18 protein-coding genes are annotated in these 19,682 nt (G+C 63.5%); 2 read left to right on the top strand and 16 right to left on the bottom strand.

Annotation, left to right across the window (positions count from 1 at the left end; translation table 11 throughout):
- Positions 1 to 9 precede the first annotated feature (9 nt).
- The 13 genes from hflC to ndk all read right to left on the bottom strand — a co-directional run bounded on the left by hflC (position 10) and on the right by ndk (position 13,718).
- Complete coding sequence (gene hflC / locus EWM63_RS20805) at positions 10 to 888, bottom strand: protease modulator HflC (RefSeq protein ID WP_130188244.1); 879 nt, start codon at positions 886 to 888, stop codon at positions 10 to 12.
- Entirely contained in the window at positions 888 to 2,174 is a 1,287-nt protein-coding gene (gene hflK, locus EWM63_RS20800) for an FtsH protease activity modulator HflK (protein ID WP_130188243.1), read from the bottom strand. Before hflK ends, hflC begins: the two co-directional genes overlap by 1 nt.
- A gap of 3 nt (positions 2,175 to 2,177) precedes the next feature.
- Positions 2,178 to 3,314: a GTPase HflX gene (hflX, locus tag EWM63_RS20795; protein ID WP_130188242.1), complete on the bottom strand. Its 1,137-nt coding sequence runs from the start codon at positions 3,312 to 3,314 to the stop codon at positions 2,178 to 2,180.
- Between the two features lie 63 nt (positions 3,315 to 3,377).
- Positions 3,378 to 3,614 (bottom strand): RNA chaperone Hfq, encoded by a 237-nt coding sequence (gene hfq / locus EWM63_RS20790; protein ID WP_093558029.1) that lies wholly within the window; start codon positions 3,612 to 3,614, stop codon positions 3,378 to 3,380.
- 458 nt (positions 3,615 to 4,072) lie between these two features.
- A complete protein-coding gene (gene der / locus EWM63_RS20785; protein ID WP_130188241.1) occupies positions 4,073 to 5,419 on the bottom strand; it encodes a ribosome biogenesis GTPase Der in 1,347 nt (448 codons plus the stop codon).
- Positions 5,420 to 5,542: 123 nt separating this feature from the next.
- Positions 5,543 to 6,697 carry an outer membrane protein assembly factor BamB gene (bamB, locus tag EWM63_RS20780; RefSeq protein ID WP_130188240.1) on the bottom strand — a complete coding sequence of 385 codons (1,155 nt, stop codon included), beginning with the start codon at positions 6,695 to 6,697 and terminating at the stop codon, positions 5,543 to 5,545.
- Between the two features lie 108 nt (positions 6,698 to 6,805).
- Positions 6,806 to 7,459 (bottom strand): YfgM family protein, encoded by a 654-nt coding sequence (locus EWM63_RS20775; protein ID WP_130188239.1) that lies wholly within the window; start codon positions 7,457 to 7,459, stop codon positions 6,806 to 6,808.
- An 18-nt stretch (positions 7,460 to 7,477) separates the two neighbouring features.
- The gene (gene hisS / locus EWM63_RS20770) at positions 7,478 to 8,830 is read right to left on the bottom strand and encodes a histidine--tRNA ligase (protein ID WP_130188238.1); all 1,353 of its coding nucleotides are present in this window, start codon (positions 8,828 to 8,830) and stop codon (positions 7,478 to 7,480) included.
- A gap of 6 nt (positions 8,831 to 8,836) precedes the next feature.
- Positions 8,837 to 10,108, bottom strand: a complete 1,272-nt coding sequence (gene ispG, locus EWM63_RS20765) for a flavodoxin-dependent (E)-4-hydroxy-3-methylbut-2-enyl-diphosphate synthase (protein ID WP_130188237.1) — start codon at positions 10,106 to 10,108, stop codon at positions 8,837 to 8,839.
- Positions 10,108 to 11,157: a RodZ domain-containing protein gene (locus tag EWM63_RS20760; RefSeq protein WP_130188236.1), complete on the bottom strand. Its 1,050-nt coding sequence runs from the start codon at positions 11,155 to 11,157 to the stop codon at positions 10,108 to 10,110. The genes ispG and EWM63_RS20760 overlap by 1 nt, the downstream gene beginning before the upstream one ends.
- Positions 11,158 to 11,170: 13 nt before the next feature.
- Positions 11,171 to 12,022: a type IV pilus biogenesis/stability protein PilW gene (gene pilW / locus EWM63_RS20755; protein WP_130188235.1), complete on the bottom strand. Its 852-nt coding sequence runs from the start codon at positions 12,020 to 12,022 to the stop codon at positions 11,171 to 11,173.
- Entirely contained in the window at positions 12,022 to 13,194 is a 1,173-nt protein-coding gene (rlmN, locus tag EWM63_RS20750; RefSeq protein WP_130190512.1) for a dual-specificity RNA methyltransferase RlmN, read from the bottom strand. Before rlmN ends, pilW begins: the two co-directional genes overlap by 1 nt.
- A 98-nt stretch (positions 13,195 to 13,292) precedes the next feature.
- Positions 13,293 to 13,718 carry a nucleoside-diphosphate kinase gene (gene ndk, locus EWM63_RS20745; protein WP_130188234.1) on the bottom strand — a complete coding sequence of 142 codons (426 nt, stop codon included), beginning with the start codon at positions 13,716 to 13,718 and terminating at the stop codon, positions 13,293 to 13,295.
- A gap of 371 nt (positions 13,719 to 14,089) precedes the next feature.
- Here ndk and EWM63_RS20740 point away from each other — a divergent pair, with 371 nt between their 5' ends.
- Positions 14,090 to 14,773 (top strand): Bax inhibitor-1/YccA family protein, encoded by a 684-nt coding sequence (locus EWM63_RS20740; protein ID WP_130188233.1) that lies wholly within the window; start codon positions 14,090 to 14,092, stop codon positions 14,771 to 14,773.
- A 266-nt stretch (positions 14,774 to 15,039) separates the two neighbouring features.
- Positions 15,040 to 15,813, top strand: a complete 774-nt coding sequence (locus tag EWM63_RS20735; protein ID WP_165390878.1) for a PEP-CTERM sorting domain-containing protein — start codon at positions 15,040 to 15,042, stop codon at positions 15,811 to 15,813.
- Between the two features lie 78 nt (positions 15,814 to 15,891).
- On the opposite strand, the gene rlmD is transcribed toward EWM63_RS20735, so the two are convergent.
- The 3 genes from rlmD to EWM63_RS20720 all read right to left on the bottom strand — a co-directional run bounded on the left by rlmD (position 15,892) and on the right by EWM63_RS20720 (position 19,445).
- Complete coding sequence (rlmD, locus tag EWM63_RS20730) at positions 15,892 to 17,235, bottom strand: 23S rRNA (uracil(1939)-C(5))-methyltransferase RlmD (protein ID WP_130188231.1); 1,344 nt, start codon at positions 17,233 to 17,235, stop codon at positions 15,892 to 15,894.
- Positions 17,236 to 17,403: 168 nt separating this feature from the next.
- Positions 17,404 to 18,465 (bottom strand): RNA polymerase sigma factor RpoS, encoded by a 1,062-nt coding sequence (gene rpoS / locus EWM63_RS20725; RefSeq protein ID WP_130188230.1) that lies wholly within the window; start codon positions 18,463 to 18,465, stop codon positions 17,404 to 17,406.
- Between the two features lie 56 nt (positions 18,466 to 18,521).
- Positions 18,522 to 19,445, bottom strand: a complete 924-nt coding sequence (locus tag EWM63_RS20720; RefSeq protein ID WP_130188229.1) for a peptidoglycan DD-metalloendopeptidase family protein — start codon at positions 19,443 to 19,445, stop codon at positions 18,522 to 18,524.
- Positions 19,446 to 19,682: the final 237 nt, after the last annotated feature.

The following is a 19,682-nucleotide window of genomic DNA, read 5'->3' as shown; positions in this document are numbered from 1 at the left end:
TGTTCCGGCTTATTTACCGGCCGAGCCGCTGCCCTTGAAGTACTTGAAGAACTCCGAGTTCGGGTCGATCAGCATCACGTCGGCCTTGGTCTTGAACGACGTCCGGTAGGCTTCCAGGCTGCGATAGAACTTGTAGAACTCGGGATTACGGCCGAATGCCTCGGCGTAGATCGCGCTGGCCTTGGCATCGCCCTCGCCGCGGATCTTCTCGGCTTCGCGGTAGGCTTCGGCCAGGATCACGGCGCGCTGCTTGTCGGCATCGGCGCGGATCTTCTCGGAGTCGGCCGAACCGGTGGAACGCAGTTCGTTGGCCACGCGCAGGCGCTCGGCCTTCATGCGCTCGTACACCGAGTTGTTGATCTGCTCGACGTAGTCGACACGCTTCAGGCGAACGTCCAGGATCTGCACGCCGATCTGTTTCGCTTCATTCTCCACCTTGGTGCGCAAGCCTTCCATCACCTTGCCGCGCTGGCCGGAGATCACTTCGCGCACGGTGCGCTTGGTGATTTCCTCGTTCAGCGCCGCCTTGACGATCTGCGCCATGCGGTTGCCGGCACGGCCTTCGTCGCCACCGAATCTGACGAAGTACAGGCGCGGATCGACGATGCGCCACTTGACGAACGAATCGACCAGGATGTTCATCTTTTCGGCCGTGATGAAGCGGTCCGCTTCCGGCGAATCCAGGGTCTGGATGCGCTTGTCCAGGTAGATCACGTTCTGGAACGGCGGCGGCAGCTTGAAGTGCAGCCCGGGCTCGCGGATCACCTGCTTGACTTCACCCAGTGCGAACACGATGGCGAACTTGCGCTGGTCCACCACGAACACGGTGGACGACAGCAGCATCAGCGCGATGAAGGCGGTGACGACGATAGTTACTAGACGGTTCATTAACGGCCCTCCCGGCTACGGGACGATTCACGCGCGCGATTCTGGTCACCGGCGTACGACTGCTCGGGCGGCGGCAGCAGCACGGCGGACGGTGGCGGCGCCGTCACGTTGGCGCGCTGCGCCTCGGTGGCGGCAACTTGCGCGATCAGTTTATCCAGCGGCAGGTACAGCAGGTTGCTGCCGGCCTTCGAGTCGACCATCACCTTGCTGGTGTTGGCGAAGATCTGCTGCATCGTGTCCAGGTACATGCGGTCGCGCGTCACGCCCGGTGCCTTCTGGTATTCCACGAGCACGGACTTGAAGCGGTCGGCATTACCGGCCGCGTTTTGCTCGACCATCGAGCGATAGGCTTCCGCTTCCTGGAGCAGGCGGAACGCGGCGCCGCGCGCCGTCGGGACCACCTGGTTCGCATAAGCCTGGCCTTCGTTCTTCAGCCGTTCGCGGTCCTGGCCGGCCTTGACGGCATCGTCGAACGCGGTCTGGACCTGCTCCGGCGGCTGCACGCCCTGCATCGTCACATTGGTGACCTGCGCACCGGATGCGTAGCGATCGAGGATCTGCTGCATCAGTTGCTGCGTGTCGTAGGCAACCTTTTCGCGGCCTTCATACAGCACGAAGTCCATCTTGCTGCGGCCGACGATCTCGCGGATCGCCGTTTCGGCGACCTGGCGCACGGTGTCTTCCGCATCGCGGTTGTTGTACAGCCATGCCACCGGATCACTCAGCTGGTACTGCACGGCGAACTGGATGTCGATGATGTTCTCGTCATCGGTCAGCATCAGCGATTCGCGGGCCTGCTTGTTGCGGGTATTGCCGCGATAACCCACTTCCACCGTGCGCACCTGCGCCACGTTGACGGTTTCGTTGGCCTGGAACGGATACGGCCAGCGCCAGTTGAAGCCGGCCGGCGTTTCATGGCTGAAGCGGCCGAACGTGGTCACGATGCCCTTCTGCCCTTCCTGCACGATGAAGGCGCCGCTTGCCAGCCAGACCAGCAGGGCAATCACCGCGGCGGCACCGACGGTCACGCCGGCACCGCGCAGCTCGCCGCCGCCACTGTTGCCGCCACCACCGCCCCCGCCGTTATTGTTGTTGCGGTTCTTGTTGCCGAACAGGCCGTTCAGGCGCTGGTTGAAGTCGCGCCACAGCTGGTCGAGGTCCGGCGGTCCGTCGCCGGGCTTCTTGCCTTCCTGGGCCTGCCTGTTGTTATCCTTGTCCTGGCCCCAGCGGGGGTCGTTCAGGGACAGCTTCAGGCCTAATCTTTTCGCTAGTGAGGAAAGAGGCATGTTTTAGACATCGGTGAATGTGGAAATGGCATCGGGCGGCGTGTCGTCCTTCGGACGCAGATTCGCCTCCCGTTGAACCTGGGCCGCCTCGGTGATCGATGAGCGCAGCAGATCGAGGCCTTCGCCCGTACGGGCACTGATGAAAACGCGAGCAATCTTATCATGCTCATCACGTTCCACCGCCGGCTCCAGGCCAGCCGCGTCGATCTTGTTCCAGACAAGGATCTGGGGAATATGGTCGGCGCCGATCTCGCGCAGCACAGCGTTGACCTCTTCGATCTGCTCCATCCGCACCGGGCTTGCACCATCGACGACGTGCAGCAGCAGGTCGGCGTGAATGGTTTCCTCCAGCGTGGCGCGGAACGCGGCCACCAGCTGGTGGGGCAGTTCGCGCACGAAGCCGACCGTGTCGGAGATCACGACGTTGCCGGCGTCCTCGCCCATGTACACGCGGCGCGAGGTGGTGTCCAGCGTGGCGAACAACTGGTCCGCTACATAGACGCCGGCCTTGGTCAGCGCGTTGAACAGCGTCGACTTGCCGGCATTGGTATAGCCGACCAGCGACACGGAAAAGGCATTGTTGCGGCCACGTGAACGGCGCTGCGTTTCATGCTGCTTGCGCAGTTTCGCCAGGCGTGCGCGCAGCATCCGCACCCGTTCGCCGATCAGCCGGCGGTCGGTTTCCAGCTGGGTTTCACCGGGGCCGCGCAGGCCGATACCGCCCTTCTGGCGCTCCAGGTGGGTCCAGCCGCGGATCAGCCGCGTGGAAAGGTGCTGCAGCTGCGCCAGCTCGACCTGCAGCTTGCCCTCGTGGCTCTGGGCACGCTGGGCAAAGATATCGAGGATCAGGCTGGTACGGTCCAGCACCCGCACGTTCAGGCGCTTTTCCAGGTTGCGCTGCTGGGCTGGCGACAGCGCATGGTTGAAGATGACGATCTCCAGCTGGTGGTCCTGCACCGCATGGCCGATCTCGTCGGCCTTGCCGCTGCCGACGAAATAGGCGGCATCGGGGCTGGAACGCTTGCCGGTGACGGTCGTGATGGGCTCCGCTCCCGCGGATCGCGCGAGCAGCATCAATTCGTCGATACTGGCGCCGAAGTCGCCCTGACCGAAATCCACACCGACTAAAGCTGCGCGCATGGGACGGTCAGAGGACGTTGAAGCGGAATGCAGGGCTGCGGCGTTGTCACAAGGATCAACGCGTTACTCCGCCTCGGAATCGATGTTGAGGTTGACGGCACGTGCCGGCACCACGGTCGAGATGGCATGCTTGTACACCATCTGCGTGACGGTATTGCGCAGCAGGACGACATACTGGTCGAACGACTCGATATGACCCTGCAGCTTGATGCCGTTGACGAGATAGATCGAAACAGGAACGTGCTCCTTGCGCAGCGCGTTCAGGAATGGGTCTTGTAACAATTGCCCTTTATTGCTCATAACAGCTCCAGTTTATGTTGTTGTGTTGGAATTGGAGGCGAAACGCTTGAATTCAAGTGCCGGCTACTCCTTATTGCAGAGGTAAAAAACACCCTCCGCCAGACGGAAATGCTTCGAAGCTACTGTAACCGGTTTTTGTAATTTATGCAGGGGTGTCCGAATGAAAACAAGGAAAAAAATGCATTCGGAATGTGAAGTTTCCGGGTCGGTGAAATACCGGGTTACAGGGGTCTGTCCCCGGTAAGTGACGCCTGGAGTGCTTGCCGCAGGATTGATTAGGGGACTGACCCCGGTTTTTCGTTATGCTGTCGAAATGCTGGCAAAAAACCGGGGTCAGTCCCCTCGACAAGCTGACAGCTGAGGCGCCTGTCCCTACTTACCGGGGACAGACCCCTGCGGCTCGGCTGCTATCTGCGACTTCTTTCTATCCAAGCGACAGCCGGTGGCCAGGTTCGCGGTCAGCTCTTCTCGCGCTTGTCGAACGGGTTTTTACCCGTCCGCAATTCGATGCGCAGCGGCGTACCGACGAGCTGGAATGTCTCGCGGAAGTGCTTTTCCAGGTAGCGCTTGTAAGGCTCGCTGATCGCGTCCAGCGAATTGCCGTGGATGACGATAATCGGCGGATTCATGCCGCCCTGGTGGGCATAGCGCATCTTCGGCCGCAGGCCGCCCTTGCGCTTCGGTTCCTGTTTCTCGACCGCTTCCAGCAGTGCCCGCGTGAGCTTCGGCGTGGACAGGTCGGCCATGGCTGCGCCGTAGGCGGCGTCGACCGACTTCATCAGCGGGCCGATGCCGGTGCCCTTCAGCGCCGAGATGAAGTGCGTCTTGGCGAAGCCGAGGAAATCGAGCTTGCGGTCCATGTCGTTCTTCACCTGGTCGCGCTGGTGCGACTGCAGGCCATCCCACTTGTTCACGGCCAGCACCAGGGCGCGGCCGGACTCCAGGATGAAGCCGGCGATGTGGGCATCCTGCTCCGAAATGTCCTGCTGGGCATCGAGCATGAGGATCACCACATTCGCTTCCGAGATCGACTGCAGCGTCTTCACGACCGAGAATTTCTCGATCGCCTCGAACACCTTGCCGCGGCGGCGGATGCCGGCCGTGTCGATCAGCGTGTAGTGCTTGCCGTCGCGTTCGAACGGGATCTCGATCGAGTCGCGCGTGGTGCCCGGCATGTCGAACGCGATCACGCGTTCCTCGCCCAGCAGCGTGTTGATCAGCGTGGACTTGCCCACGTTCGGGCGGCCCACCAGCGCCAGCTTGATGCCGCGTTCGGATGGCAGCAGCTCTTCGGCATTTTCCGGGCGCGAGGCAAATGCCTTGTCCAGCGCTTCGTACACCAGATCGGTGACGCCGTCACCGTGCGCGCCGGAGATCGCATAGGGATCGCCCAGGCCCAGTTCATAGAAATCGGACACGGCCGACGTGTACTTCATGCCTTCGGCCTTGTTCACGACGAGCAGCACGGGGCGACCGCTGCGGCGCAGGAAGTCCGTGATGGTCTTGTCGTGCGGCGTCATGCCCTGGCGGCCGTCAACGAGGAAGATCACCACGTCCGCTTCGGCGACGGCCTGCTTCGTCTGCAGGGCCATCTGGAACATGATGCCTTCCTTGGCGACCGGTTCGAAACCACCGGTATCGATGACCAGGAACGGGCGTTCGCCGACGCGGCCCTCGCCATAGTGACGGTCACGCGTCAGGCCAGGCAAGTCCGCCACCAGCGCGTCGCGCGAGCGGGTCAGACGATTGAAAAGGGTCGATTTCCCGACGTTCGGGCGCCCCACGAGTGCAATTACCGGCTTCATTTGTATTCTGCTCGACCGCTCGCGCGATCATCATTACTGCTTGGTGTTATTGAGGAAACTGCCCGGCCGCGATTGCCATCGCCATCGCGGCCGTCATTACAGCGTATCTTGATATCTGCTACTTTACTCGACCGCGATCGCGGCGATCGTTCCGGACTGGGTCTGGAAGATCATGTTCGATCCCGCCACCACCGGCGTCGACCTGATCGGGCTGCCGTCCGTGGCCACGCGGCCCAGCATCGCGCCATCTTCGCGCGACAGCAGGTGCACCTGGCCCTGGAAATCGCCTACGGCCACGACGCGGCCATACGACACGGGCGTCGACAGCACGCGGTTGCCCAGCGAATCGTTCTTCCATGCACTCTGCCCGCCTTCGCGGCCGAACGCGGACACGTGGCCCTTGTCGTCCGCCACGAAGACGAAGCGCTGGTCGACGCCCACGCCCACGTCGGACGATGCCGGCTTGCTCCACTTGGCCACGCCCGTGGTCAGGTCGAAACAGCCTACCTTGCCCTGGTACGTGACGGCGCAGATATCGCTGCCGATGACGACCGGCGTGCCGCCGATGTCCGACACGCGTTCCAGTTCGGTGGCGCCGCGCGGCTCGGCCACGGACACCTCGAAGCGCGGCACGCCGTTGGCCAGCGCCAGCGACAGCAGCTTGCCGGCCGGCTGGGCCACGTAGACGTTCGGCTGCGCCACCACCATGCCCGGCGCGTTGCGCAGGGTCAGCGGCGGCGTGGTGCGCTGCAGGAACCACTTGCGGTCGCCCGTTTTCGTGTCGTATGCGGTGATCTTGTTGTCCATGCTGCGCACGATCACCAGCTCGTCGGTCACGGCCGGTGCCGACAGCACTTCGGACGATGCCTGCACTTTCCACTGCACCTTGCCCGTCGCGGCGTCGAACGCCATCACGGTGCCCTTGGTGCCGCCCACCGCGACCAGCTTGCCGTTGGCGCCCACGCCCGCGGTCAGCTCGGTGCCGGCCTTGATCTTCCACTGCGAACGGCCGGTGGCCGCGTCCAGGCGCTCGATGTTGCCATCGTTGTCGGCCACGAACAGCGCGTTGTCGACCAATGCCGGCGAGAACACGTACAGGCCGGCCTTGCCGACCGAATGCTTCCACACGACCTTGGCGGGAATCGGCGACTTGATGTCCACCAGCGCGGCCGGCGGATTCTTGTCCTTTTCCTTGAATGGATTCAGCGAGCTGAGGGAACTGCACGCGGCCGTCATGGACAGCAGGCTCACGCCGATGAGTTTACCGGTGATACGCATAAATTAAACCTTGCTCCTAACAATGGAAGGCGGTACGGGTCATGCCTGCCCGCGGGCCGTCATGCCGGCCGCGGGATGTGCAACCTGGTGCTGGCGCCAGCGCCGATTTCAGGCGGCGGCCGGCTTCGGTTCCGGCACCGTGCCGCCGACGGCTTCGAGCTTGAGCTCGATGAGCTGGCGCGCGGGATTCTTTTCGTCCGTGCCGGTCAGCGCGGCCTGGTAGGCAGCGCGTGCCTCGGCCAGCTTGTTCTGCGCGGCCAGCACATCGCCCTTGCGGTCGCTGACGGCAGCCTTGAACTGTGCCGGCACGTCGCCGTCCAGCGCCTTCAATGCGTCGGCATAGGCCTTCTCGTCCAGCAGCAGGCCGGCCAGGCGGATCTTCGCCACGGCCTTGTACTCGTCGTTGCCGTGCTCGATGACCCACTGCAGCCTGGCCTTGGCGGTCTTCAGGTCGTTGGCGTCGAAGGCGCTTTTCGCGGCCGTCAGCGCGGCCATCTGCGCATACAGCGTGCGGCCATAGCGGCTTTCGATGTCGCCGGCGGCGCGCTGCACCTTGGCATTGTCCTTGCCGACCGAGTTTTGCAGCTCGTCATACAGTGCGGACGCTTCGACGGCCTGCGTGCGCTGGTAGTACTGCCAGCCCGCCCAGCCGGAATAGGCGGCCAGGCCAGCCACCAGCACCCACGTTGCGGCGTTGCCGTACCTAGCCCACCATGCCTTCAGGGAAGCGAGCTGTTCTTCTTCTTGGTGATCGAATGCCATGGAATCTATCCTTCGGGATCAGTGATGGTGGTGGTGATCGTCGCAGTCGTCGCCGCACGCGTCGCCGCCGATGATCTGGTCGACGACATAGCCGACCACTTCCTCGAACGCCACGGATGCCTGCTGCTGCTCGCCTTCGGCGCCGCGCAGCGCCTTCACGCTGGCGGTGTTGTTGGCCACTTCGTCTTCGCCGATGATGATCGCGAACGACGCGCCGCTGCCGTCGGCTTTCTTCATCTGGCTCTTGAACGAGCCGGCGCCGGCCGTGGTGGCACAGTGCAGGATGACGTCCAGCCCGGCGTCGCGAATGCGCTCGCCCAGGATGAAGGCCTGCATCTGCGCTTCTTCGCCCTGGTGCACCAGATACACGTCGCACTGGTTCGGCGCGGCCGTTTCGCCGGCCGATTTCATCAGTTCGATCAGGCGCTCGATGCCCATCGCGAAGCCCACGGCCGGCGTGGGCTTGCCGCCGAACTGCTCGATCAGCGGGTCATAGCGGCCGCCGGCGCACACGGTGCCCTGCGCGCCCAGCTGGTCGGTGACCCATTCGAACACGGTGCGGTTGTAGTAGTCGATGCCTCGCACCAGGCGCGTGTTGACGGTGTACTGCACCGCGTTGCGGTCGAGGATATTCTTCACGCCCTCGAAGTGCTTCAGCGATTCCTCGCCCAGGTAGTCGAGCAGCTTTGGCGCATTGTTGACGATGTCCTGCAGCGCCGGGTTCTTCGTATCCAGGATGCGCAGCGGGTTCGTGTGCAGGCGGCGTTTCGCTTCCGCATCCAGCAGTTCCTCGTGCTGTTCCAGGTACTTGATCAGGTCCACGCGGTGCGCGGCGCGTTCGGCGGCGTCGCCGATCGAGTTCAGTTCCAGGCGGATCTCCGGCAGGCCCAGGTCATCCCACAGGCGGCGGCACAGCATGATCAGCTCGGCATCGATGTCCGGGCCGGTGAAGCCAACGGCTTCCGCGCCGAACTGGTGGAACTGGCGGTAGCGGCCGCGCTGCGGGCGCTCGTGGCGGAACATCTGGCCCTTGTACCACAGGCGCTTCGGGCCGTCGTATACGAGATTGTGTTCGAGCACGGCGCGCACGACGCCGGCGGTGCCTTCCGGGCGCAGCGTGAGCTGGTCGCCGTTCATCGAATCCTCGAACGAATACATTTCCTTTTCGACGATGTCGGTCACGGCGCCGATCGCGCGCGCGAACAGGCGGGTCTCCTCGACGATCGGCGTGCGGATGTTCTGGTAGCCGTAGCTTTGCAGGATCGACTGCGCGGTGTTTTCAAAGATCTCCCACAGGTGGGCATCGGCGGGCAGGATGTCCGGCATCCCTTTGACCGAGGTGATCTTTTCTGCTTTTTTATTTTCGGACATGGTTTCTTATGCGCTTACAGGTGTGTAGTTCTTTTGTACGTAATCGAGCACGATCTGCTGGAATTCCTGCACGATCGTATCGCCGCGCAGCGTGGCCACTTTCTGGCCGTCGACGAACACCGGCGCGGCCGGCGATTCGCCGGTGCCGGGCAGGCTGATGCCGATATTGGCGTGCTTCGATTCGCCGGGGCCGTTGACGATGCAGCCCATCACGGCCACGTTCATCGCTTCCACCCCCGGGTGGCTCTTCTTCCATTCCGGCATCTGCTCGCGCAGGAAGGTCTGGATATCGTCGGCCAGTTCCTGGAACGTGGTCGACGTGGTGCGCCCGCATCCCGGGCAGGCGATCACCATCGGCATGAACTTGCGCAGGCCCATCGTCTGCAGGATTTCCTGGCCGACGATGACTTCCTTCGTGCGGTCGCCGCCCGGTTCCGGGGTCAGCGAGATGCGGATCGTGTCGCCGATGCCTTCCTGCAGCAGCACGGACAGCGCGGCCGTCGAGGCGACGATGCCCTTGCTGCCCATGCCCGCTTCCGTCAAGCCCAGGTGCAGCGCGTAATCGCAGCGTTTCGCGAGTTCGCGGTAGACGGCGATCAGGTCCTGCACGCCGGAGACTTTGCAGGACAGTACGATCTTGTCGCGCCCCAGGCCGATTTCCTCGGCGCGCTGGGCGTTCTCGATGGCGGACGTGATCAGTGCTTCATACATGACGGCCTGCGCGCTCCACGGATTGGCGCGCACCGCGTTCTCGTCCATGATGCGCGCCAGCAGCGCCTGGTCCAGCGATCCCCAGTTGACGCCGATGCGCACCGGTTTCTGGTGGCGGATCGCCACTTCGATCATCTGCGCGAACTGGGTGTCGCGCTTGGCGCCCTTGCCCACGTTGCCGGGATTGATGCGGTACTTCGACAGCGCTGCCGCGCAATCCGGATACTCGGTCAGCAGCGTGTGGCCGTTGTAGTGGAAATCGCCGACCAGCGGCACGTCGACGCCCATCTTGTCGAGCTGGTCGCGGATGTAGGGCACGGCCTGGGCCGCCTCGGGCCGGTCCACCGTCAGGCGCACCAGCTCGGAACCGGCACGGGCCAGTTCCTTGATCTGGATCGCCGTGCCGACGGCATCGGCGGTATCGGTGTTCGTCATCGACTGCACGACGACGGGATGGTCGCCGCCGACCCAGACCTTGCGGTCGCCATGGGCAACCAGCACGCCCTTGCTGGCGCGGCGCGCGAGCGGGCCGGAGGGAATCGCGGTGTGTGTTTCGAAATTGCTCATTACTTGACCTGGACGCGGGAAATGGTGCCGTTCGGCATCTTCGGCAGCGGCAACGGCTGGCCGCGCAGCGTGGCGCGCACGCCGTCGGGCGCACCGACGGTCAGCGTGGACTGGCGGTCGATTTCAAACGATTCGGTGCTGCCCGCCCGCACGACGCGGGAGATCAGCGACGATGCGCCGGGCCGCTTGATCTCGACCCAGGAATCGGCCGTGAAGACCAGCGTCAGCGTGTTGGCGCCTTGCGGTGCCGCTGCTGCTGCTGCTGCCGTTGCTGGCGCGGCGGCAGTGGTTGCTGCCGGCGCCGGCGTCGTAGCCGGTGCCGGCGTGGTGGCGGCCGGCGTCGGGGTCACCGTCGCCGGTGCCGGAGTCGTGGCCGCCGTCGCGGGTGCCGGTGTCGTCACCAGCGGCGCCGTGTTTTCCGGCGTTGCCGGGCCCTGGCCTGGTACCGACACGAGCGGCACGTTCGCGGAGATCAGCGGGGTCGTGGTCGTGGCGGTGGTTGCGGCCGTGCCCGGCGCGGCCGGTACGACAGCCGTTGCCGGCGCGGTGGCGGCAGGCTTGCGCAGTGCGCCAGGCGACACGAGGCCGGCCTGCCATGCGGCGGCGGCGCCGACGACGGCCAGCGCCACGACACCGCTGATGATCCACACCTTCGGCTTCGACTGCCGCTCGGTCAGCGTGGGAAAACGCGACTCGGAAAAACGGGTGGGAACCTTCTCGCGCTTGATCGGCACGTGGTCCGTCGCCGTCACCGATGGCGTCACCTCGATCTGCGCCACCAGCGGCGCCGGGTCCAGGCGCACCACCTTGGCATATGCGCGAATGAAACCGCGCGTGACGGCCATGTTCGGCAGCGATGCGAAGTCGCCCTGCTCGAGGGCCACCACCTGGCGCGGCGCCAGTTTCAGCTGGTCTGCAATCTGTTCCACGGTCAGGCCCATCTTCTCGCGCTGCGCGGCCAGCGTTGCCCCGGGTGCGGAAGCATCGCGCCGGTCCTGCGGCGGATTGTACGGCTGGCCCTGCGGCTGCTTTTGCCCTTCTGAATCCATTATTACCCCTGTCTCACTCATCAAACGCCCCGCGTTGATACGCAGCATACTCGGGCGAGGCGGCATGGTGGCGGCGCAGCTGCGTCGCCCAACCTTCTTCCGCCCCTTTGTCGCCGAGCCGGTGCTGCACCCTGATCGCCAGCCACAACACGTCGGCCGGCAGGCTGTCGGGCCGGGCTACCTTGCCCAGCCGGGTAATGAAGAAGTTGGCGCGCGCGTAGTCGCGACGCTCGTAATAGACCCGCGCCAGGTTGGCGCTGGTCGACGGCTGGTCCGGTGCCAGCTGCAATGCCTGCAGCAGGTATTTCTCGGCCCGTTCGTAATCCTTGTTCTTCAGCGCGCAACTGCCGGCATTGTTCATTGCCTTGACCGGCGATGCATACTGGCGGCTGGCCAGCGCCGCGTCGAACCAGCGGAACGACTCGGCAACGCGGCCGTTCTGGCACAGGAACGATCCGTAATTGTTCGCGATGTCCGGATTGTTCGGCGCCAGTTGCAGTGCGCGCTTGAAATTATCGTCCGCCAGCGTCGCTTCGCCCATGCCCATGTAGATCAGCGCGCGCATGCCATAGGCATCCGCATAGCCGGGGTCGGCGGCGATGGCCTTCTTGATCTCGTCGAGCGCGATCGGCAACTGGCCCTGCTCGTAATAGCCGACCGCCAGCTGCATGCGGATCTGGGCGCGCTTTTGCGCGGCCGTCGCATCCGACAGCGTGGGCAACTCGGCCTTGCCGCTCGTGCCGCCCGAGCCGCCCATATTGCCGGCACCACCGGGCCCGCCCGTACAAGCGGCCAGCAGCACGGCCAGCAACCCGGCCATGCCGAGGGTTGCCAGGCGCGCGCGGCACTGGGCGGGCGTGGACATCAGGAACGGATCTCCACGATCTTGCCGAAATCGGCACCGAACTTCGATTGGTATTCGGCCATCTTTTCCATGCGTTCGGCCACGCGGGTGCGGTCCTTGACCTCGCCCGCGAGCTGGCCGCAGGCGGCGTCGATATCGTCGCCGCGGGTCTTGCGGATCGTCGTGACGATGCCGGCATTCATCAGGATCTCGGCAAACGCCTTGATGCGCGGATTCTTCGAGCGCGTCAGTCCCGATTCCGGGAAGGGGTTGAACGGAATCAGGTTGAACTTGCAGTTGATGCCGTATTGCGGGTGGTTCACCAGCGCGATCAGCTCGCGCGCATGCTCGTCGGTATCGTTGAAACCATCCAGCATGCAGTATTCGAACGTGATGAAGTCGCGCGGGGCGAATTCCAGGTAGCGCTTGCAGGCTGCCAGCAATTCGGCCAACGGGTATTTCTTGTTGAGCGGCACGAGACCATTGCGCAGCTCGTCATTGGATGCGTGCAGCGACACGGCCAGCGCCACCGGCACGTCCTGCGACAGCTTGTCGATCATCGGCACCACGCCCGACGTGGACAGGGTGACGCGGCGGCGCGACAGGCCGTAGGCGTTATCGTCCAGCATCAGTTTCAGCGCGGTGGCGGTCGGCTCATAGTTCAGCAGCGGTTCGCCCATGCCCATCATCACCACGTTGGTGATCTGACGCTCGCCTTTCGGGCCCGGCTCGATGCCTTTCGTCTTGCGCAGCTCGAACTCGGCCATCCACAGCTGGCCGATGATCTCGGCCACCGTCAGGTTGCGGTTGAAGCCCTGCTTGCCCGTCGAGCAGAAGCGGCAGTTGACGGCGCAGCCGGCCTGGGTGGAAATGCACAGCGTGCCGCGGTTTTCCTCGGGGATGAACACGGTTTCGACGGCGTTGCCGTTGCCCACGTCCACCAGCCACTTGCGCGTGCCGTCTGTCGAGGTATGGTCGCTGATGACCGCGGGCGCCGTGATGTGGGCGCGCGTCCTCAGCTTCTCGCGCAGCGACTTGGCGAGATCGGTCATGCTGTCGAAGTCCGACGCGCCGAACTGGTGGATCCAGCGTTGCAACTGCTTGGCGCGGAACGGCTTCTCACCCAACTGCGCGCAGTAATCGATCAGTTGCGCGGGATCGAGGTCCAGCAGGTTGGTGAGGGTCGTTTCCATATTCGTATCAATCTTCATTTCAAAACGCCTTCGCCCCGGACATGCCGGGGCGCCAGGCGGTACTGCTTGGTAGTGCTATAGCGCCGTAATCTTGACGATTAGCGGGAGTACACGTTCAGTGCTGGGAAGTAGTAAGCGATTTCCACAGCGGCGGTTTCGGCAGCGTCCGAACCGTGAACGGCGTTGGCGTCGATGGAATCAGCGAAATCGGCGCGGATCGTGCCTTTTTCCGCTTTCTTCGGATCGGTTGCGCCCATCAGGTCGCGGTGTGCGGCAATGGCGTTCTCGCCTTCCAGCACGGTGATCATGACCGGGCCGGACACCATGAAGTCCACCAGATCCTTGAAGAAAGGACGGGCAGCGTGCACAGCGTAGAAGCCTTCGGCTTCGGCGCGCGACAGTTGGGTCATGCGGGCCGCCACGATTTTCAGGCCGGCACCTTCGAAACGGCTATAGATCTGGCCGATGACGTTCTTCGCGACTGCGTCCGGTTTGATGATGGACAGGGTGCGTTCGATTGCCATTATTAAAAACTCCAGTAAAAAGAAAGGGTTAAAACCAAATTGATTTCTCGATCAACCTTTGATTTTAGCATACAACACCCCATATACTATGCGTGTTGGGGCGGAAGATGGCGTAACAAGCGGCGGAAAGCCGTATCGAAACCCTGGAAATCGCATCATTGCGGGCGGTGTTGGCTGGGAAGCCCAGCCGTTCGCAGGCAGTTGGGCGGATTCCGGAGGATTTCAAGAGTCACACTCGAGTATCGAACCTAAGTCTCGAACTAGATCGGACTTGACAACATTAGACCATCCCGGCGGGCTTCAGCCCTTTTCGGCACCACGCGTGCTAAGCTTTGGCAAGGGTACACCGTACCAACAAAAGGAGTGCAATTATGGCGAACTTGGAAAAAACTTATCAACATGCGGGTGGGCGTGCAGTCACCCAGAACCGCGTGCTTCGCAACACGTACTGGCTGCTGTCACTGTCGATGATCCCGACCGTGCTGGGCGCGGCCGCGGGCATGACGTTCGGCATTCCGATGCCGGGCGGCTTCCTCGGCGCGATATTGTTCCTGGGCATCGCGTTCGGGTTCATGTGGGCGATCGAGAAGAACAAGGACAGCGGCGTGGGCGTGGCCCTGCTGCTGGGCTTCACGTTCTTCATGGGCCTGATGCTGACGCCACTGCTGATGCGCACGCTGTCGTTCGCGAACGGCGGCACGCTCGTCATGCTGGCGGCCGGCGGTACCGCGGCGATCTTCGGCGTGCTGGCAAGCATCGCCACCGTGTCGAAGCGCGATTTCTCCGGCGTGGCGAAGTTCGCGTTCATCGGCCTGGTGTTGATCATCCTGGCATCGCTGGCGAACATCTTCTTCCAGATCCCGGCCCTGTCGCTGACGATCTCGGTGCTGGCCATCGGTATCTTCTCCGCCTTCATCCTGTATGACGTGCAACGCATCGTCAACGGCGGCGAAACCAACTACATCAGCGCCACGCTGGCCTTGTACCTGGACGTGTACAACATCTTCACCAGCCTGCTGTCGATCCTGGGCTTCACCAGCGGCGACCGCGACTAAGCTCCCCCGCTCCATCGAAAGCCGGCCTCGCGCCGGCTTTTTTACGTCCCTGCTGCTCGGCTGATACTGCTGGGCTGGTCGCAAAACAACACCGGGGACAGTCCCCATTTTGTGGAAATATTTCCCTGTGCGTAATTACGTACCCCTTCAGGAAGTTCCATGAGCCAGCATGGCCAAGGTCAACGGGAGCAAGCCGAGCAGTACGTATGATGCGCCAACTCGAACGCGCGCTTGAGCCTCCCTTAACCACTCTGCATGGAGGCTTCATGACTTTCCCATTACGCATGCCCCTCGCCACACTGGCACTACTGCTGACCTCGCTCAGCGCCGCGGCGAACGGTGTTGCGACGTCATCGATCAGCAATGTCCGTTTCGACGTGCTCGATCTCACGCCGGCCGATGGCAATCCGGCCGGCTACGATATCTTGTCGACCCACTCATCGCTGTTTGCCAGCGCGTATACATCGACTGCGGAGTATTACGCCGCCGGCTATCCCACGCCAGCGATACCGGCCGCCTTGCGACTGGGCCTTGGCGGGAGCGTTGCTGAAGCAAGGACGAGCGGCGCCCTGGCCGACGTTTTCGCCGGCGCGATCGGAGACGCCAGCCTTGGCGGGTATGGCGCCGTGGGTGGCACATCGAACCAGGCCGTGCACTTCATGCTGCGCCCCCACACGGTGCTGACGATCGGCGGCCACCTGTCGACGCTGGCCGAACGATGGGGTACGCCGGCTGAATATTACGACGTGGTAGGCATGGCCCACGTGGGGATTATCGATGGGGATGGCTACACATTCACCCAGTTCACCAGGCAAAGCCTGGCGTTCGCGGACTGGCCGGACAGGATGATGGTGGAAGACGACTTCATGCTGGCTTTCGCCAACGGCAGTGGCGAGTATCGCCCGGTGTCCGTCTACTTCCAGGCGCTGTCGAACGTGACGCGCATGGCGGCACCGGTGCCGGAGCCCGCGGCGGGGTGGCTGCTTTGCGCCGGCCTGCTGGCGCTGGCCGCACGGCGTGTCGTGCGCCGCGCGCGTTGAACGCGAAAAGCCACGCCAGGCAGTAACGCCAGGACCTGCGGCCGGCACTACCGGGCGCAGGTCCTGGTTGGCGCCCTGTCAGGCGAGATCGAACACCGCCATGGACTCGACGTGCGACGTATGGGGGAACATATTCATCACCCCGGCCTGCGACAGCGTGTAACCCGCGCGATGCACCAGCACGCCCGCATCGCGCGCCAGCGTGGACGGGCTGCACGACACGTAGACGATCCGCTTCGGCAGCAGCTCCGGGTTGGTTTCCTTCAGCTCCGCCAGCGCCAGCGACAGCGCCATCGCGCCATCGCGCGGCGGGTCGACGAGGATGCGGTCGAATTTGCCCAGTGCGATCAGGTCATCCTTCGTCACTTCAAACAGGTTGCGGCAGTAGAACGTGGTCTTGTCGCCGACGCCATTGACGACGGCATTCTGCTGCGCCCGCTCCGTCAGCGAGGTGCTGCCTTCGATGCCCACCACTTCGCGCGCCTGGGTCGCCAGCGGCAGCGTGAAGTTGCCGATACCGCAGAACAGGTCGGCCACGCGCTCGCCCGGCTGCACGTCCAGGTGGCGCAGCGCCTTGTGCACCAGCACGCGGTTGATCTGGTGGTTCACCTGCGTGAAATCGACCGGTTTGAACGGCATGCGGATGCCGAATTCCGGCAGCAGGTAATGCAGCTGCTTGTCCAGCGGGTAGAACGGATACGCGGTTTCCGGGCCTTTCGGCTGCAGCCACCACTGGATATTGAATTCGTCGGCGAAGGCTTTCAGCTTTGCTTCGTCGTCCGCCGTCAACGGCACCATGTTGCGCATCACCAGCACGGTCAAATCTTCGCCGATCGCCAGTTCGAGCTGCGGCACCTTGTCGAAGATCGACAGCGAACCGATCAGCGCGCGCAGCGGCATCATCATGTCCGACACGTGCTTCGGCAGGATCTGGCAGCTCTGGATGTCGGCCACGTACACCGATTTCTTTTCATGGAAGCCGACCAGCACGGTCCCCTTCTTCGCCACGTGGCGCGCCGACAGGCGCGCACGATAGCGGTAGCCCCACGTCGGGCCCTGCAAAGGGCGCATCATCACGTCCGCCTTCACCTTCGACAGGTGCCACAGGTTGTCTTCCAGCACGCGCTGCTTGATCGCCACCTGCGCCGTCTCTTCCAGGTGCTGCATCGAGCAACCGCCGCAATAATCGAAATGCACGCATTTCGGCTGCACGCGCATGGCCGATTCCCGGTGGATCGCCGTCACGCGGCCCGATTCCCAGTTCTTTTTCTTGCGCAGCATTTCAAAGCTGACCCGCTCGCCCGGCAGCGCGCCTTCCACGAACACCACCTTGCCCGGCGTGCCGTCTTCGTTATCCTGCAGGTGACCGACGCCGCGCGCGTCCATGTCGAGCGATTTGATTTCGATGCTGTTGTCTTGCATGAGTGTCTATCGGTTGGCCGGCGGAGCGGCGTTTTGGGAGGGCAGTATGATAGCAGAAGGGAGGAGGGAATTTCCGCCGGGCCGGCGGGCGCGGCAACAAAATCGGGCGCCAGGCACGCCGTGCCGGCGCCCGGCGCCCGGTGCGAGACCGTCAGCGCCAGGCCGGCGTCACAGCAGCGAATCGCGCACCACGCCGCGCGCCGCCATCGCCCGCTTCAACTTGACGAGCGCTTCCTGCTGGATCTGCCGCACGCGTTCGCGTGTCACGCCCATTTCCTCGGCCAGGGTTTCCAGCGTGGCGGGATCGTCGTTGTCGAGGCCGAAACGGCGCATGATGACGATGCGTTGCTTGTCCGGCAGCCGCGACAGCCAGTCGCGCACCAGGTGCGTCATTTCCTGGTGTTCGGCGCGCGCGTCCGGGCTGTCGTCGGCATCGCCGGGCAGCATGTCCATCAGCGACGATTGCGGGTCGTTGTCCAGCGGCGCGTCGAGCGACGTGGCATGTTCGGACAGCGCGAGAATGTCCTGCACCTCATCGACGGGGCGGCCAACGAGATCGGCGATGTCTTCGGCCGTGGCATCCTTGCCGTTGTGGTGCTGCGCTTCGAGGTGGTACTTGCCGCGCAGGATCTGGTTCAGCTCGCGCACCATGTGCACGGGCAGCCGCACCGTGCGCGCCTGGTTCATGATGGCGCGCTCGATACTCTGGCGAATCCACCAGGTGGCATAAGTGGAAAACCGGAAGCCCCGTTCGGGCTCGAACTTGTCGATCGCCCGCATCAGGCCGATATTGCCTTCTTCGATCAGGTCGAGCAGCACCACGCCGCGGTTGATGTAGTGCTTGGCGATCGAGACGACGAGCCGCAGGTTGTGCTCGATCATCTTCTGGCGGGCGGCGAAATCGCCCGACTTTGCCAGCGTGGCGAAATGCACTTCCTGCGGCGCCGTCAGCAACGGCCGCGTACCGATCTGGTTCAGGTAATGCTGCGTGGTGTCGGTGGAGAGCTCGGCCGCCAGCACCTTTTTCAGCTCGTCGACGCTGGCCAGCGCAGCGCCGCGGCCATCGGCGGCACCGTCACTGCCATTGCCGGCACTTCCATCTTGCTCGTCGTCGCCGCCATCGTCGTCGACAAGGCGGTCGTCCGCCAGTTGCCCGCCCCCGAAGTTCTCATCCGACATGTCGTCCGGGAGGGCGTCATCTTCCAGAGAATCGTTCGGCGAGCTTGGCATGGGCGTTTACCTGGTAGACGTTGCCTGCTGGGCGGGAACCTGGGAGCCGGAGCCTCCTAGCGGTTCGGCAGGAATTTCGAAGGATCGACCGGCTTGCCTTGCTGCCTGATTTCAAAGTGCAGCTTGACGCTGTCGGAATCGGAATCCCCCATCTCGGCAATCGCCTGCCCTTTGCCCACCGTCTGGCCCTCCTTGACGAGGATGGACCGGTTGTGCGCATAGGCGGACAACAAGCCGTTACTGTGTTTTACGATGACGAGATTACCATAACCGCGGATGCCGCTACCGGCATACATCACCTTTCCTGCACCTGCCGCAAGCACTTGCTGCCCCGGCCGGCCGGCGATGTCGATCCCCTTGTTCTTGCCTTCGTCGAACTGGCCGACAACCCTGCCTTCGGCGGGCCACATCCAGCTGACTTCGCGGTCCTCGGGCGACAGCACCGGCGCTGGCGCGGCGGCGGGTACCGACGGTTTCACGCTTGCCAGTTGAACCGGCCGGTCGGCGGCCTTTGGCGCCGGGTCCGGCTTGCCATTGCCATCCTTGTCGTTCTTCAGTTCGGCTTCGGTGTACGGCTTCTTGTCGCCTTTCGGTTCCGTTTTCTTCGGTGGCGGCGGCGCAATCTTCGTCGTGTCCGGCGGCATCACGACGGCAGCGGTGCGCACGCCCGGCGCATCTTCCGGCGGTGCCACGCGCAATACCTGGTCCACCTTGATGTCGTTCGGGTTGGCGAGGTTATTCCACGCCACGATGTCGCGATAATTCTGGCCGTGATCGAGCGCGATGCGGATCAGCGTATCGCCCTTCTTCACCGCGTAGTACCCCTCACGCGTTTCCTGGACCGGTGCCGGCGCGGGCGCGGGCGGCGGCGCGCGGCGGGCGACGGGGCGCTCGATCACGGGCGCCTGGTTCGGGGTGGACGTACAGGCGGTCAACACCGCCAGCGGCAACAACACAAACAGGGAACTTTTTTTTGTCATGCTCATCTGAATTGATATCTCTCGGCTACACCTGGGGGCGGCACGCGGCGGCCCGGTAGTCATCGACGTCATTGACATCATCGACGTCATCGACATCATCGAGACCGGGCATGGTCGTGCGGCCAGGCGGGTTATTACTTGTTCTTTACAATGAGGAACTTGCAGTGCAAACGTTTGATGCAAACACTTGCCACACGTTCAATGCAAACGCTTGTTGCAAACGTTTATGCGAATGTT

The sequence above is a fragment of the Pseudoduganella lutea genome (assembly GCF_004209755.1).
Taxonomy (GTDB): Bacteria; Pseudomonadota; Gammaproteobacteria; order Burkholderiales; family Burkholderiaceae_D; genus Rugamonas; species Rugamonas lutea.
Note: the sequence above shows the minus strand (reverse complement) of the source record. Positions and strands in the feature narration are given on the sequence as shown.